Here is a 13,390-nt window from a genome sequence, read left to right as displayed (position 1 = left end):
GGCGGATCAGCCCTCCTGTAGGCCCTGGTGCAGCGTGGTGAGGCCGTGCTCGATGAAGACGGGGACCAGATCGCCGATGCGGTCGAAGCCGCGGCCGACCGTCTGGCCGAGCGTGTACCGGTAGTGGATGCCCTCCAGGATCACGGCGAGCTTGAACCAGGCGAACGCCGTGTACCAGGAGACGGCGGAGACGTCGCGCCCCGAGCGCGCGGCGTACCGCTCGACGAGTTCGGCGGGATCGGGGTGCCCGGCGGCCTCGGCGGTGGTGGCGACGGGGGAGTCGCCGGTGCCCAGCGGCATGCTGTACATGACCAGCAGGCCCAGGTCGGTGAGCGGGTCGCCGAGCGTCGACATCTCCCAGTCGAGGATCGCCCGGATCGTGTCGTCGGCGCCGATCAGGACGTTGTCGAGCCGGTAGTCGCCGTGCACGACGGCCGGGGCGGGGGAGGCGGGCAGCGCGCGGCCGAGCGCCGCGTGCAGCTCGTCGATGCCGGCCAGCTCGCGGTTGCGGGAGGCGTCCAGCTGCTTGCCCCAGCGCCGCAGCTGGCGGTCCAGGAAGCCCTCGGGGCGGCCGAAGTCGGCCAGTCCCACCTCGGCGGGGTCCACCGCGTGCAGCTCGACCAGGGTGTCGACGAGCGACAGCACCGCGTTCCGCGTCCGCTCGGCGCCCAGCGGGGCGAGCTGGTCCGCGGTGCGGTAGGGGGTGCCCTCGACGAACTCCATGACGTAGAAGGGCGCCCCGAGGACCTCCTCGTCCTCGCACAGCAGGACCGGGCGGGGCACCGGCACGTCGGTCGGGTGCAGCGCGCTGATCACCCGGTGCTCGCGCCGCATGTCGTGCGCGGTGGCCAGGACGTGGCCGAGCGGGGGGCGGCGCACGACCCACTTCGAGGTGCCGTCCGAGACCGCGTAGGTGAGGTTCGAGCGTCCGCCCTCGATCAGCCGGCCGGTCAGGGGGCCCTGCGCCAGGCCGGGCCGCTCGCGGTCGAGCAGGCCGCGCAGCCGGTCGAGATCGAGTCCGGGCGGATGGTCGGGGCTCATCATTGCTCCTACGGACGGAGGAACGAACGGGACGCGACCATGATGCCGACCGGTCGGTATGTCGTCCAGTGGGCGAGCCCAACGTGATCGGAGCCACGATAGGCGGAGACCTCGCCGTCCTGCCCGTCACCGCTTCGCCGGCGTCCCTTCTCCCGGCTGTTCCCCGCTTCCTCCGCGTCGGCTCGTCGGTCGCCCGTCCCGGTGCCGTCCCGCGGACCCTCACACGAGCAGCGTGGCCGCGCACAGCGCCAGGGCCGCCGCGCAGAGGGCGGCGGCGGTGGCGTGGCGCGGCGCCAGGGCCTCGGGTACGGGTGTGGCGTCCATGGCGCGGATCCGGAGCTGGGCCACCAGCAGGAAGCCGAGGCAGAGCACTCCGATCAGGCCGCAGACGGCGAGGGCGGCCGGCGTGGCGCCGCCGCGCAGCACCGCGCGCACCGCGAGGACGGCGGCGACCGTGCAGGACAGGGTCGTGCGCCGCCAGGCCAGCCGGGTCCGTTCCGGCTGGAGCCCCGGGTCCCGCGGCGCCTCCGGGTCCGCGCCCACGCTCACCCCTCCCAGCCGACGAGCACGACGACGACCATGGCGACGGCGACCACCGCGACCACGACGCCCAGCAGGGCCGGGAAGCGCGAGGCCGGCAGATCCTCGCCGCGGCGCATCGCCCGCTCGCAGCGCACCCAGTGGTTGACCGAGCGCAGGGAGCACAGCACGCCCGCGGCCAGCAGCGCGAGCGCGAGGCCGACGCGCCAGGGCCTGGGCAGGTGGGGCAGGAACTGGTCCACGGCGAAGCCGCCGCCGATCAGGGCGAGGGCGGTGCGCAGCCAGGCGAGGAAGGTGCGCTCGTTCGCGAGCGAGAAGCGGTAGTCGGGGGTGTGCCCCTCCTTGGCGATCTCCCCGGGGGCGAACCACAGGCGGGCGTTCCGTACGAGCTCGATCACGTCACGGACCTTACCCAGCGGCCGCGTCAGGGGCGCGGCGGGCCGGGCCGACGCCGGTCCGCGGTCCGATGGGGCGGCTTCGGCCTTCCCCTCGGTGCGGGCCTTCGCCCGCCGCCCGCCGGGCCGGTGTGGGTCGGTCGCCCCGTGGGGGCTCACGGGGACCGCCCGGTGGTCCGGTGGCCGGCCGCCGCCCCGGGGCGTCTCAGTCCGCCGTCCGGTGGGCCCGCAGTCGTTCGTACGCGGCCAGGCCGTCCGGCACCCAGTCCCCCTCGCGCAGTCGGCGCTCCACCTCGGCGTCCGGCAGGAAGGCGTGCCAGGCGATCTCCTCGGCCTGCGGCCGGACCGGGAGGTCGCAGCGCACCTGATACACGGCCGACCACCAGCTGTGGCCGTCGCCGTCGTCGTAGAGGAACGTGAACAGGTGCTCGGGGCGGGGCAGTCCGGTCACCCCGAGCTCCTCCTCCGCCTCGCGCAGGGCGGCGTCGTCGTAGGACTCGCCCGCGCCGACCACCCCGCCGACGAACATGTCGTAGTGGGAGGGGAAGACGAGCTTGGTCGCCGTGCGGCGGTGGACGAAGACACGGCCGTCGGCGTCCCGGGCCTCGACGAAGACGCAGCGGTGGCGCAGCCCCCGGGCGTAGGCCTCGCCCCGCGGGCACTGCCCGATGACGCGGTCGTTCTCGTCGACGATGTCGAGGATCTCCTCTGCGGCGCTCATGGCGCCCATCCAAGCAGGGCCGCCGCGGCGGCGGGCCGCCGGTCAGCGCCGCTGGAGGTCCCCGGCGGGTGCGGGTGCCGTCGCCCCGCACGGCATCGCCGGGTGCAGGCCCAGCAGCACGATGCCGGTCACGATCGCCGCGAGCCCCGCCGCCTCCCAGGCCAGCGCACCGGTGTCGGTGTGCAGCCGGTCGCCGAGGAAGCCCACCCCGCAGGCGATGCCGGTCAGCGGCTGGGCCGCGGTCAGCGCGGGCAGCGACATGCGCAACGGCGCCGTCTCGAAGGCGCTCTGCACGAGGACCAGCCCGGTCACCCCGAGCACCAGCACCGCGTACGGCTGCCAGCCCGTGAGCAGCTCCGTCCAGCCGCCCGCCGCGAACCGCTGCCCGCTCACCCGGGTCAGCGCGTCCTGCACGCCGTAGAGCAGTCCGGCGGCGGTGGCCAGCAGCACCGGTCCCCAGCTCAGCCGGGACCGCTTGGCGTACGCCGTCAGCAGCAGCGCGAGTCCCACCAGCGCGCCGACGATCAGCCAGTGGCGCAGCGGGTCCGTCACCGCGCTGCCGGAGCGCGGGCGGCCCGCCACGATGAACGCCGTCACCCCGCCCGCCAGCAGCGCCAGGCCCGTCCAGCCCTGGCGGCCGAGCGGCTGCCGGGTCTGTCTGCGGGACAGGGTCAGGGCGAACAGGAGGTTCGTCGCCAGCAGCGGCTCGACCAGCGAGACCTCGCCCCGGCTCAGCGCGACCGCGCCCAGGCCCATGCCCGCCGCCATCAGGGCGATGCCGCCGAGCCAGCGCGGCACCCGCATCAGGTCCAGCAGCAGCCGGGGGGAGAGGAAGTCGCTGAGCGGTGCCTGCTGGGCCGCGTTCTGCTGGAGCACGAAGCCGAGGCCCACACAGCAGGCGGCGCTCACGGCGAGAATCAGGACCAGGACCGACACGCTGCGTACCTCGATCATCCGGCTGGGTTACGGGGTCCGTAGGGGGCCGACTGTAGCCCGGGGCGGTGCCTGCCCCGGGGACCGGGGCGGTGTCCGCCGCGGGGAGCACCCGGATCGGGCAGCCGGCCCGGTCACGACGCCCCGCGGACCGGGACGGCGGTACGGCCGTACCGGCCATGGTGGGACGCCCGGGAGCGGGCGCGCCATGGCGTACGCCACAGACGTGACCCGCGGGTGAGGGCCGGGCGGGCGGGAGGCCTAGCCGGGACCGCTTCAAGTCCCGTTCTTTTTAGGCCAGTTGACGCGTGTAACGCCCGGGCGGACCTTGACGGCAGGTGCGGGCCGCGGGTTTGCTGTCCGTGATCAGTCGGTGGCGGGCCGATGACCGGCGGCCCGGCCGCGGCGCGGCAGGCGCGGCGCCACGGAACGAAGAGCGTGTGAGGAAGTGCCGCGGTGCCCCCACCACCCCCGCCGCCCCTCGGCCGCGGCCGCAGGCGTGCGGCGCAGGCCTTCGACGCGGCCCTCGACGACGCCCCGCTCGCCGCCGCGCGGACCGCGCTGGCGCAGGGGCGGTGGCAGGCGGTCCGCTCGCTGCTCGTCCACACCGGCGACGACTGGGACCGCCGCGGCCACCGCGTCACCGTCCTCGCCCAGGAGCCCCACGCAGCCGCCTGGGCCCGCGACTGGCTGCTCGCCGAACCGGAGTCCGCCGACGCCTCGGTGCTGCTCGGCGCCGCCCTGGTGCAGCGCGCCCTGCGCGGCAAGGAGGAGCCCGAGGCCGCCCGTGAGGCCTGCCGGGCCGCGGCCGCGCTCGCGCCCGCCGACCCCACGCCGTGGCTCGGGCGGCTCCTGCTGGAGCGGGGGCCGGGCGGCGCGCGGGAGGCGGTCCGCCTCTTCGAGGAGATCCGCCGGCGGCACCCCGACCACCACCACGCGCACCACCTGATGGTGGCCCGGCTCGCCGAGCGCCACGCCGAGGCGGGCCCGGACCCGCGGCACGAGGTCTACGACTTCGCCGCCTGGGCCGCCGAGCAGGCGCCGGCCGACTCGCCGCTCGCCGTCCTGCCGGTGGTCGCGCACGCCGAGCGGTACCGCGTGCTGGCCGCCGCCGGGCACGAGCCCGCCGACCCGGCCGGCTCCGGGCACTGGGCGGGCCGCCGCGCCCGGCAGGTGCTGAAGGCCGCCTTCGACTGGTGGCTGGAGTGGGAGCAGGACGGCCATCCGCGGCGCCTGGTCGACCTGAACTTCCTCGCCCACGCCAAGTACTGCGAGGGCCGCGGCGCCGAGGCGGCCGCCCTGTTCCACCGCATCGGCGAGCACGGCACCCCGGCGCCCTGGTCGTACCCCGACCGGGACCCGTTCACCGCCTTCCGCGCCGCCCGCGCCGCCGCGCTCGGCGCGGCGTGACACCTGCGACGTACGCGCCCGAACGCACCCGCACCACGGAAAGTCCCCGGAACCCGAGCCCGAAAGGACCACCCCGATGACGACGGGCAGTTCGCACACGAGCAGATCCACCGCGGACGGCGGCGGCATCAGCACCTTCAAGGGGCAGGAGCGCGCCCTGCGCGCGGACCGCCTCGGCACGGGGGGCCTGCTGCTCTCCGTGCTCGCCGCGACCGCTCCCCTCATGGTGGTCGCCGGTGTCATGCCCACTACATTCGCGGTGATGGGCATCGTCGGGCAGCCGCTGCTCTTCGTCGCCCTCGGCGCGGTCCTCGTCCTCTTCGGCGTCGGATACGCGGAGATGAGCCGCCACGTGCACAACGCGGGCGCCTTCTACGCGTACATCTCCCGGGGGCTCGGCGGCACCGCCGGGGCGAGCGCGGCGCTGGTCGCCCTCGTCGCCTACAACGCCCTCCAGGTCGGCATCTACGGCCTCTTCGGCTTCGAGGTGTCCAGCCTCCTCGCCACCTACGCGGACACCACGGTCGCCTGGTGGATCCCCGCCCTCGCGGCCGTCGCCGTCGTGGGCGCGCTCGGCTGGCTCAAGATCGACGTCAACGCGCGGGTGCTGGGCGTGCTGCTGGTCGTCGAGGTGGCGCTGGTCGTGATCTTCGACGTGGCCGCGGTCGCCGACCCCGCGAAGGAGGGCCTGTCCCTGCACGCCTTCAACCCGGGCACACTCGGCGGCGCGGGCATCGGCACGGCGCTGTGCTTCTGCATCGCGGCCTTCCTCGGCTTCGAGCAGGCCCCGGTGTACGCGGAGGAGACCAGCCGCCCGCACATCCTGGTGCCGCGCGTGATGTTCCTGGCGGTCGCCGGCGTCGCCGTCTTCTTCGCGTTCAGCTCCTGGGCGCTCACCGTCGCCGCGGGGCCCTCGGCGATCGTCGGCGCGGCGCGCAAGGAGAGCGCGGGGCTGCTGTTCGCGCTGACCGAGTCACGGCTCGGCACCACCTTCACCGACGTCCTGCACGTGCTGTTCGTCACCGGCATGTTCGCGGCCATGCTCAGCTTCCACAACGTCGTCGCCCGGTACGCCTTCGCCATGGGCCGGGAGGGCCTGCTGCCCGCGGCCTTCGGACGCACCTCCACCGCCAGCGGGGCGCCCGCGACCGGGTCGCTCTCCCAGACCGTGGTCTCGCTGGTGGTCGTGGCCGCGTTCGCGCTTCTCGAAGACGACGGGCCGGCGGGCGACCCGACCGCGCCCGTGCTGCACCTGTTCACCTGGTTCGGCAACGTCGGCGCCCTCGGCGTGATCGTCCTGATGGCCGCGGCCTCCCTGTCGGTGATCGTCTTCTTCGCGCGGCGCGGCGCCGCCGCCGCGCAGGCCTGGCGGCTGGTCGCCTCCGCGCTGGCGGGCGTGGCACTGCTCGTGATCGCCGTCTACACGGTGAAGGACTTCGACATCCTGGTCGGCGTCGGCCCCGACTCCTCCCTCAGCCTGGTGCTGCCCGGCATCATCGGCCTCGCCCTGGTGACCGGGCTCGTCCAGGGAGCCGTCCTGCGCTCCCGCAGACCGCGGGCGCACGCCCGGATCGGACTCGGCAACGAGGCGTTCCAGCTCGAGAAGGCGGCCGAGGCGGCTTCCTAGGAAGTCTCCGGGAGACGGCGCGGGACCGGTCCCGCCGCGCGTCACGCGAGAGTGATGACGGAAGTCTGACGCGTACCCGTGATCCCTGGCCGCGCGGGGGTCGCGGGTGCTCGAATGAAGGGGTGAACTCCGGACAACCAGAGGAGCAGGGCCGGCCCGTCGGCCGCCGCGTCCTGCTCGGCACCCTGGGCCTCGGCGCCCTCGGCGTGCTCACCGCGCCCACCCTGCAACGCGGCCTGGAGGCCGTGCTCGGCGCCGCCTCCGACAAGGACCCCACCGGCCTGACCGGCCTGCTGCCCAACGGCGGCGGCTTCCGCTACTACTCGGTCGCCGCCTCCGTCCCGCACCGCGGCCCGGCCGACTACCGGCTGACCGTCGACGGCCTGGTCGACCACCCGGCCACGTACACGCTGGCGGACCTGCGGGCCCTGCCGCAGACCCGCGTGGTGCGCGACGTGCAGTGCGTGACCGGCTGGCGGGTGCCCGCCACCCCGTTCGAAGGGGTGCGGCTGTCCCGGCTGCTGGACGCGGCCGGTGTGCGCTCCTCGGCGCGGGCGGTGCGCTTCACCTGCTTCGACGGCGCCTACTCGGAGAGCCTCACCCTCGACCAGGCCCGCCGCGCCGACGTCCTGGTCGCGCTGCGGATGCGGGGCAAGGACCTCGGCCACGACCACGGCGGCCCGGTCCGCCTGTACGTCGCCCCCATGTACTTCTACAAGTCCGCCAAGTGGCTCTCCGGCATCACCGTCACGGACGAGGTGCGGCCGGGCTACTGGGAGGAGCGGGGCTACGACGTCGACGCCTGGGTCGGCCGGTCGAACGGACGCGACGATGAGCCCACGAGCTGAGACCCCCGCCCCGCCGGACGCGGAGGTCCACCGCTTCGGCCCGGCCCAGCGCTGGGTGCACCGGACCACCGCCGCGCTGATGGGGGTGTGCGTGGCGACGGCGGCCTGCCTCTACGTGCCGCAGCTCGCCGAACTCGTCGGCCGCCGCGAGCTGGTGGTCCGCGTCCACGAGTGGGCCGGGCTGGCGCTGCCGGTGCCCGTCCTGCTGGGCCTGGCCTCCCGCGCCTTCCGCGCCGACCTGCGGTTCCTCAACCGCTTCGGTCCGCACGACCGGATCTGGCTGCGGGCCGCGCTGCGCCGCGACCGCCGCCCCGCCTCCCGCCCGGCGGGCAAGTTCAACGCCGGTCAGAAGATCTACGCGGCCTGGATCGCCGGGGCCGCGCTGGTGATGCTGGGGACGGGCCTGCTGATGTGGTTCACCCGCCTCACCCCGCTGACGTGGCGCACCGGCGCCACCTTCGTGCACGACTGGCTGGCCCTGACCGTCGGCATCGTGCTGGCCGGCCACATCGGCATGGCCCTCGGCGACCCGGAGGCCCGGCGCGGCCTGCGCACCGGCTCGGTGAGCCGGGAGTGGGCGCAGAGCGAACACCCGCTGTGGAGACCGTGACGCCGCCCGGGCGCCGGAGAACGGCGCGACGAGGCGGCGGCGCCCCATCCGTCGTGGACGAGGCGCCGCCGCCCGGCTCCGCAGGGCCGTACCCGGCCCCGGAAGGTCAGCCGTACCGGCCCTAGATGATCAGGGACAGCAGCAGGACCAGACCGCCGGCGACCACCGAGATGACGGTCTCCATCACCGACCACGTCTTGATCGTCTGGCCGACGCTCAGCCCGAAGTACTCCTTCACCAGCCAGAAGCCGGCGTCGTTGACGTGGCTGAAGAACAGCGAGCCGGCGCCGATCGCGAGGACCAGCAGGGCGGCGTGGGTGGTGGACATGTCGGCCGCCAGCGGCGCGACCAGGCCGGCCGCCGAGACGGTCGCCACGGTCGCCGAACCGGTGGCGAGCCGGATCGCCACCGCGATCAGCCAGCCCAGCAGCAGCGCCGGGATGGACCAGTCCTTGGACACGTCCAGGATCATCTGGCCCACACCGCAGTCGATCAGCGTCTGCTTGAAGCCGCCGCCCGCGCCGACGATGAGCAGGATGCCGGCGATCGGCGCGAGGCCCTTCTCGACGAGACCCGATATCCGCTCCTTGCCGAACCCGGCCGGCCGCAGCAGCGTGAAGATGCCGAGCAGCACGGCGGCCAGCAGGGCGATCAGCGGGGAGCCGACCACGTCGAAGACGCGCTGCGTGGAGTTCGCCGGGTCGTCCACGACGATGTCGACCAGGGCCTTGGCGAGCATCAGCACGACCGGGAGCAGGACGGTCGCCAGCGTGGCGCCGAAGCCGGGGCGGCGCTCCAGCTCCTCGGAGGGACGCTGCGGGATCATGCGGTCGGGGGCCGGGACGTCCACCCAGCGGGCCGCGAAGCGGGAGAACAGCGGACCGGCGATGATCACCGTGGGAACGGCGACGAGGATGCCGAGCGCCAGCGTCACGCCGAGGTTGGCCTTGACCGCGTCGATCGCGACCAGCGGGCCGGGGTGCGGCGGGATCAGGCCGTGCATCACGGACAGGCCGGCCAGCGCCGGGATGCCGATGCGCATGAGGGAGTAGTTGCCGCGCTTGGCGACCATCAGCACGACCGGGATCAGCAGCACGATGCCGACCTCGAAGAACAGCGGCAGGCCGATCACCGAGGCGATGAGCACCATCGCCCACGGCATGGCGCGGCCGCCGGCCTTCGCGAGGATGGTGTCGACGATCTCGTCGGCGCCCCCGGAGTCGGCGAGCATCTTGCCGAGGATCGCGCCGAGGGCGATCAGGACACCGACGCCGGCGACCGTGGTGCCGAGGCCGGTGGTGAAGCTGAGGATCGCCTTGTCGAGCGGCGCTCCGGCGATCGCGCCGAGCGCCAGCGACCCGATGGTCAGCGCCAGGAAGGCGTGCAGTTTGAACTGGGTGATGAGGACGACGATGACGGCGATGCCCGCCAGTACGGCGATGCCCAGTTGGGCGTGGCCGGCCGAGGTGATCGGCTGGACGGAGTCCGCTGCCAGCATCTCGACGCTGAGTCTGGTCACGGTGTTCCCTTGGGTGAGGAGAGGAACTCTCGGTTTCGGGTTGGGGAGGGTCCTACGGGCCCCCGCCCTCGGAGGACGGCCGCAGGGGGCCGCGTCCGTGGGGAGAGGGCTGCTTCCGGCGGGGGCCGGTTCCTACGAGGTCCGGGCGGCGGAACGGCCGAGGCCGTGCAGCGCGTCCACGGCGCGGGTGGTGATCTCCTCGGGGCTGCCCGAGACGTCCACCTCCACCCCCGCCTCGTCCCGCTCCAGCGGCTGGAGCGTGGCGAACTGGGAGTCCAGCAGTGCGGTGGGCATGAAGTGCCCCTGCCGGTGTGCCATCCGGTCCTCGATGAGCGTGCGGTCGCCCGTGAGGTGCACGAAGACGATGCCTGGAGCCGCGGCCCGCAGACGGTCGCGGTAGGCCCGCTTCAGCGCCGAGCTGCTGACCACCCCGCCGAGCCCCGCCCGTCCGTGCGCCCAGGCGCCGATGGCGTCGAGCCACGGCCAGCGGTCGTCGTCGGTGAGCGGAGTGCCGGCCGTCATCTTGGCGATGTTGGCCTGGGGGTGGAAGTCGTCGCCCTCGGCGTACGGGACGCCGAGCCGGGCCGCGAGCAGGGGACCGATGGTGGTCTTGCCGGTGCCTGCGACCCCCATGACCACGACGACTCGGGGGGTACTCATTGCTGCCTCGCTGTCTTCGTCGACACGTGATGTCGACGCAACTGAAACCGATTAGGTACGACGAATTCAAGAGTCTGTGACAAATAAGTCTGACTTTTTCAGTCGTGATCCACCCCGTACTCTGAGTGCATGAGCACACCCGGCCGGGGGCTGCACGGCCATGTACTGGACACCCTCGGCCCCGCGATCACCGCGGGGGAGTACCCGCCGGGCAGCGTGCTGCGCACCGACGAGCTGGCCCAGCGCTTCGACGTCTCACGCTCCGTCATGCGCGAGGCGGTCCGGGTGCTGGAGTCCATGTCCCTGGTCGAGTCGCGCCGCCGCGTCGGCGTGACCGTGCGGCCCAGGTCCGAGTGGAACGTCTACGACCCGCAGGTCATCCGCTGGCGCCTTGCGGGCGCCGACCGCTCGCGGCAACTGCGTTCGCTGACCGTGCTGCGCTCCGCCGTCGAGCCGGTCGCCGCGGGCCTCGCGGCGAAGCACGCCACGTCCGAGCAGTGCGCCGAACTCACCGAGTGCGCCCTCGGCATGGTGGCCAACTCACGCGGGCACCGGCTGGAGGGGTACCTGGTCCACGACATCGCCTTCCACCGCGTGATCCTGACCGCCTCCGGCAACGAGATGTTCGCCCGCCTCGGCGACGTCGTCGCCGAGGTGCTGGCCGGGCGCACCCACCACGAGGTCATGTTCGAGGACCCCGACCCGGCCGCCGTCACCCTCCACGTGCGGGTCGCCGAGGCGGTGCGGGCCAGGGACGCCGCCCGCGCCGAGCAGCTGACCCGCGAGATCACCGAGGGCGCGCTGCAGGAGCTGGACATCCTGGCGCCGTAGCGCGAGGGGGCGTGCGGCGGCCGGGACGTCAGTCCGGGAAGTCCCCGTCCACGTACGTCCACGCCCCGTCCACCCGCTCGAAGCGGCTGCGCTCGTGCAGCGCGCCCCCGCGGTAGGAGGCACGGAACGTGACGGTCCCGGCGGTGTGGAACGCGGAACCGTCCGTCGTGCCGAGGATCTCCAGTCCGGTCCACCGCATCGCCGGGTCGAAGTCGATCCGCGCGGGCCGCGTCCGCGGATGCCAGGTCCGCAGCAGATAGCCGCCGTCCTGCCGCACGAAGGCGGTGTAGCGCGAGCGCATCAGGGCCTCGGCGGTGGGCGCGGGCGCGGCGCCCGTGTGGTGGCGGCCGCAGCAGGCCTCGTAGGGACGGGGGAGTCCGCAGGGGCAGGAACGCGTGGTCATGGCCCCATTCTGCCCGTGCGGCGCACCCGGGTCGGATGCACAGTGGAAGGGGGTGTCGCACTCGTGTTCCGTCGCCGCCCCTGGGTCCCCTGCTTCGCACCGGAGTGAGGAGAGACGGACGATGACTCGACCCGTCGGCAGCCGGCCCGCGTCCGTCAAGGAGTGGCGGCTGAACCTGTACCTGTCCGAGCACGATCCGGACACCACGGCCCGGATCATCCTGGACACCGGGGACAACGTGCTGGAGAGCCGCGCGGAGGCGCGCCGGAACCCCTACGACCGGGCGGTGCCCGAGATCGGCGACGAACTCGCCGCCGGGCGCGCCCTGATCGCTCTGGGCCGCCGGCTGCTGCGCGCCGCCGCGGGCGACATCAAGGCGGTGGGAGCGCCCGAGGCGACCCCTCCCATGCCCCTGTGGTCGCCCAGGGAATGACGTCGCTCGGGGGAGCGTCGTCGCCCGGGCCGTGACGGTCGCCCAGGGAACGAAGGAGCTGCACCGTGCTGTTCACGGATCGTCTGGAAGCGGGAAGGCGGCTGGGCGCCCGCCTCGAATACCTGAGGGGCCAGGACATCGTGGTGCTGGGGCTGCCCCGGGGAGGCGTGCCGGTGGCCGCCGAGGTCGCCGCCGCGCTCGACGCGCCCCTGGACGTCTGCCTGGTGCGGAAGCTGGGCGTGCCCTACCAGCCCGAGCTGGGGATGGGCGCGATCGGCGAGGACGGCGTGCGCGTGATCAACGACCAGGTGGTGCGCGAGACCGGGGTCTCGCCGGCCGACCTGGCGCTGGTCGAGGAGCGCGAGCGCGAGGTGCTGGAGCGGCGGGCCGCGCGGTACCGGGGCGAGCGCGCGCCGGTCAGCGTCGCCGGGCGGACCGTCGTGGTGGTCGACGACGGCGTGGCCACCGGGTCGACCGCCCGGGTGGCCTGCCGGATCGCCCGGGCCCGGGGCGCGGCGCACATCGTGCTCGCGGTGCCCGTCGCGCCGCGGGACTGGACCGTGCGGCTGGCCGGGGAGGCCGACGAACTGGTCTGCGTGGACACCCCCCGCGGCTTCTACGCCATCGGCCAGTTCTACGACGACTTCACCCAGGTCGAGGACGAGGAGGTCACCGCCGTCCTCCGGCGGGTGGCGGCCCGGTCCGGCGCCGCCGCCGGGCAGGTGGACCGGGAGGTGGAGATCACGGCCGGTGCCGTGCGGGTGCGCGGGCGGCTCACCGTGCCCGCGGGAGCGACCGGCGTCGTGGTCTTCGCGCACGGCAGCGGCAGCAGCCGGCACAGCCCGCGGAACCGGTTCGTGGCCTCGGGGCTGAACCGGGCCGGACTCGGCACCCTGCTGTTCGACCTGCTCACCGAGGCCGAGGAGCGCGACCGGGCCAACGTGTTCGACATCGACCTGCTGGCCGAGCGGCTGGTCGGCGCGACCGCCTGGCTGCGTGAGGAGCCCGACGTCGAGGGGCTCGCCGTCGGCTACTTCGGCGCCAGCACCGGCGCGGCCGCCGCTCTGTGGGCCGCCGCGGAACCGGACGCACGTCCCGCCGCGGTCGTCTCCCGCGGCGGCCGGCCCGACCTGGCGGGGCCGCGCCTGAGCGCGGTGACCGCGCCCACGCTGCTGATCGTCGGCAGCGCCGACCTGACCGTGCTCGAGCTCAACCGGCGGGCACAGGCCCTGCTGCGCTGCGAGAACCGGCTCGCGGTCGTCCCCGGCGCCACCCACCTGTTCGAGGAGCCCGGCACCCTGGAGGCGGTCACCGAACTGGCCCGCGACTGGTTCACCGACCACATGGCACCGGCCCACGTCTGACGGCCCCGGCATCCGGCACCCCGCCCCGCGCCGAGAGCGCGCGGGGCGGGGTGCC

The 13,390-nt window shown here is 74.4% G+C and carries 15 protein-coding genes; 7 read left to right on the top strand and 8 right to left on the bottom strand.

Features of this window, described 5'->3' with window-relative positions; genetic code table 11:
• Nucleotides 1–6: 6 nt before the first annotated feature.
• The 5 genes from ACIPM1_RS14710 to ACIPM1_RS14690 form a co-directional block, all read right to left on the bottom strand.
• Nucleotides 7–1,041, bottom strand: a complete 1,035-nt coding sequence (locus ACIPM1_RS14710) for a phosphotransferase family protein (protein WP_402433751.1) — start codon at nt 1,039–1,041, stop codon at nt 7–9.
• Between the two features lie 219 nt (nt 1,042–1,260).
• Nucleotides 1,261–1,590 carry a DUF202 domain-containing protein gene (locus ACIPM1_RS14705; protein WP_402433748.1) on the bottom strand — a complete coding sequence of 110 codons (330 nt, stop codon included), beginning with the start codon at nt 1,588–1,590 and terminating at the stop codon, nt 1,261–1,263.
• Nucleotides 1,587–1,979 carry a DUF202 domain-containing protein gene (locus ACIPM1_RS14700; protein ID WP_356190268.1) on the bottom strand — a complete coding sequence of 131 codons (393 nt, stop codon included), beginning with the start codon at nt 1,977–1,979 and terminating at the stop codon, nt 1,587–1,589. The genes ACIPM1_RS14705 and ACIPM1_RS14700 overlap by 4 nt, the downstream gene beginning before the upstream one ends.
• A gap of 202 nt (nt 1,980–2,181) precedes the next feature.
• The gene (locus tag ACIPM1_RS14695) at nt 2,182–2,697 is read right to left on the bottom strand and encodes an NUDIX hydrolase (RefSeq protein WP_402433744.1); all 516 of its coding nucleotides are present in this window, start codon (nt 2,695–2,697) and stop codon (nt 2,182–2,184) included.
• A gap of 42 nt (nt 2,698–2,739) precedes the next feature.
• Nucleotides 2,740–3,651 carry a DMT family transporter gene (locus ACIPM1_RS14690; protein ID WP_402433741.1) on the bottom strand — a complete coding sequence of 304 codons (912 nt, stop codon included), beginning with the start codon at nt 3,649–3,651 and terminating at the stop codon, nt 2,740–2,742.
• 435 nt (nt 3,652–4,086) lie between these two features.
• Between ACIPM1_RS14690 and ACIPM1_RS14685 the strand changes: the two genes are divergently transcribed.
• The 4 genes from ACIPM1_RS14685 to ACIPM1_RS14670 all read left to right on the top strand — a co-directional run bounded on the left by ACIPM1_RS14685 (nt 4,087) and on the right by ACIPM1_RS14670 (nt 8,125).
• Entirely contained in the window at nt 4,087–5,040 is a 954-nt protein-coding gene (locus tag ACIPM1_RS14685) for a hypothetical protein (protein ID WP_402433738.1), read from the top strand.
• Nucleotides 5,041–5,116: 76 nt separating this feature from the next.
• A complete protein-coding gene (locus ACIPM1_RS14680) occupies nt 5,117–6,667 on the top strand; it encodes an APC family permease (protein ID WP_402433735.1) in 1,551 nt (516 codons plus the stop codon).
• 122 nt (nt 6,668–6,789) lie between these two features.
• Nucleotides 6,790–7,515 (top strand): molybdopterin-dependent oxidoreductase, encoded by a 726-nt coding sequence (locus tag ACIPM1_RS14675; protein WP_356190280.1) that lies wholly within the window; start codon nt 6,790–6,792, stop codon nt 7,513–7,515.
• Nucleotides 7,499–8,125, top strand: coding sequence for a cytochrome b/b6 domain-containing protein (locus ACIPM1_RS14670; protein WP_402433732.1), 627 nt, complete (start codon nt 7,499–7,501; stop codon nt 8,123–8,125). The genes ACIPM1_RS14675 and ACIPM1_RS14670 overlap by 17 nt, the downstream gene beginning before the upstream one ends.
• 121 nt (nt 8,126–8,246) lie before the next feature.
• On the opposite strand, the gene ACIPM1_RS14665 is transcribed toward ACIPM1_RS14670, so the two are convergent.
• On the bottom strand, nt 8,247–9,644 hold the full coding sequence (locus tag ACIPM1_RS14665) for a GntP family permease (protein WP_402433729.1): 1,398 nt from the start codon (nt 9,642–9,644) through the stop codon (nt 8,247–8,249).
• A 132-nt stretch (nt 9,645–9,776) separates the two neighbouring features.
• Complete coding sequence (locus ACIPM1_RS14660) at nt 9,777–10,304, bottom strand: gluconokinase (protein ID WP_402433726.1); 528 nt, start codon at nt 10,302–10,304, stop codon at nt 9,777–9,779.
• A gap of 129 nt (nt 10,305–10,433) precedes the next feature.
• On the opposite strand from ACIPM1_RS14660, the gene ACIPM1_RS14655 reads away from it, so the two are divergent.
• Entirely contained in the window at nt 10,434–11,135 is a 702-nt protein-coding gene (locus ACIPM1_RS14655) for an FCD domain-containing protein (RefSeq protein ID WP_356195384.1), read from the top strand.
• 28 nt (nt 11,136–11,163) lie between these two features.
• Here ACIPM1_RS14655 and ACIPM1_RS14650 read toward each other — a convergent pair whose 3' ends face one another.
• Nucleotides 11,164–11,538, bottom strand: coding sequence for a YchJ family protein (locus ACIPM1_RS14650; protein WP_402433723.1), 375 nt, complete (start codon nt 11,536–11,538; stop codon nt 11,164–11,166).
• Nucleotides 11,539–11,659: 121 nt separating this feature from the next.
• Here ACIPM1_RS14650 and ACIPM1_RS14645 point away from each other — a divergent pair, with 121 nt between their 5' ends.
• Together ACIPM1_RS14645 and ACIPM1_RS14640 are read left to right on the top strand one after the other, a co-directional pair.
• Complete coding sequence (locus tag ACIPM1_RS14645) at nt 11,660–11,971, top strand: dsRBD fold-containing protein (RefSeq protein ID WP_356195389.1); 312 nt, start codon at nt 11,660–11,662, stop codon at nt 11,969–11,971.
• Between the two features lie 65 nt (nt 11,972–12,036).
• Nucleotides 12,037–13,335, top strand: coding sequence for a phosphoribosyltransferase family protein (locus ACIPM1_RS14640; protein WP_402433720.1), 1,299 nt, complete (start codon nt 12,037–12,039; stop codon nt 13,333–13,335).
• Nucleotides 13,336–13,390 lie beyond the last annotated feature (55 nt).

The sequence above is a fragment of the Streptomyces sp. NPDC086766 genome (assembly GCF_044746005.1).
GTDB lineage: Bacteria > Actinomycetota > Actinomycetes > Streptomycetales > Streptomycetaceae > Streptomyces.
The sequence above is the reverse complement of the archived record's forward strand: the minus strand, read 5'-3'. Positions and strand labels throughout refer to the sequence as shown.

Excerpts from the sequence above, each read along its gene's own strand:
- ACIPM1_RS14680 (WP_402433735.1), top strand. The coding sequence starts at position 5,117 with ATGACGACGGGCAGTTCGCACACGAGCAGATCCACCGCGGACGGCGGC.
- ACIPM1_RS14710 (WP_402433751.1), bottom strand. The coding sequence starts at position 1,041 with ATGAGCCCCGACCATCCGCCCGGACTCGATCTCGACCGGCTGCGCGGC.
- ACIPM1_RS14650 (WP_402433723.1), bottom strand. The coding sequence starts at position 11,538 with ATGACCACGCGTTCCTGCCCCTGCGGACTCCCCCGTCCCTACGAGGCC.
- ACIPM1_RS14660 (WP_402433726.1), bottom strand. The coding sequence starts at position 10,304 with ATGAGTACCCCCCGAGTCGTCGTGGTCATGGGGGTCGCAGGCACCGGC.
- ACIPM1_RS14655 (WP_356195384.1), top strand. The coding sequence starts at position 10,434 with ATGAGCACACCCGGCCGGGGGCTGCACGGCCATGTACTGGACACCCTC.
- ACIPM1_RS14645 (WP_356195389.1), top strand. The coding sequence starts at position 11,660 with ATGACTCGACCCGTCGGCAGCCGGCCCGCGTCCGTCAAGGAGTGGCGG.
- ACIPM1_RS14690 (WP_402433741.1), bottom strand. The coding sequence starts at position 3,651 with ATGATCGAGGTACGCAGCGTGTCGGTCCTGGTCCTGATTCTCGCCGTG.
- ACIPM1_RS14670 (WP_402433732.1), top strand. The coding sequence starts at position 7,499 with ATGAGCCCACGAGCTGAGACCCCCGCCCCGCCGGACGCGGAGGTCCAC.
- ACIPM1_RS14695 (WP_402433744.1), bottom strand. The coding sequence starts at position 2,697 with ATGAGCGCCGCAGAGGAGATCCTCGACATCGTCGACGAGAACGACCGC.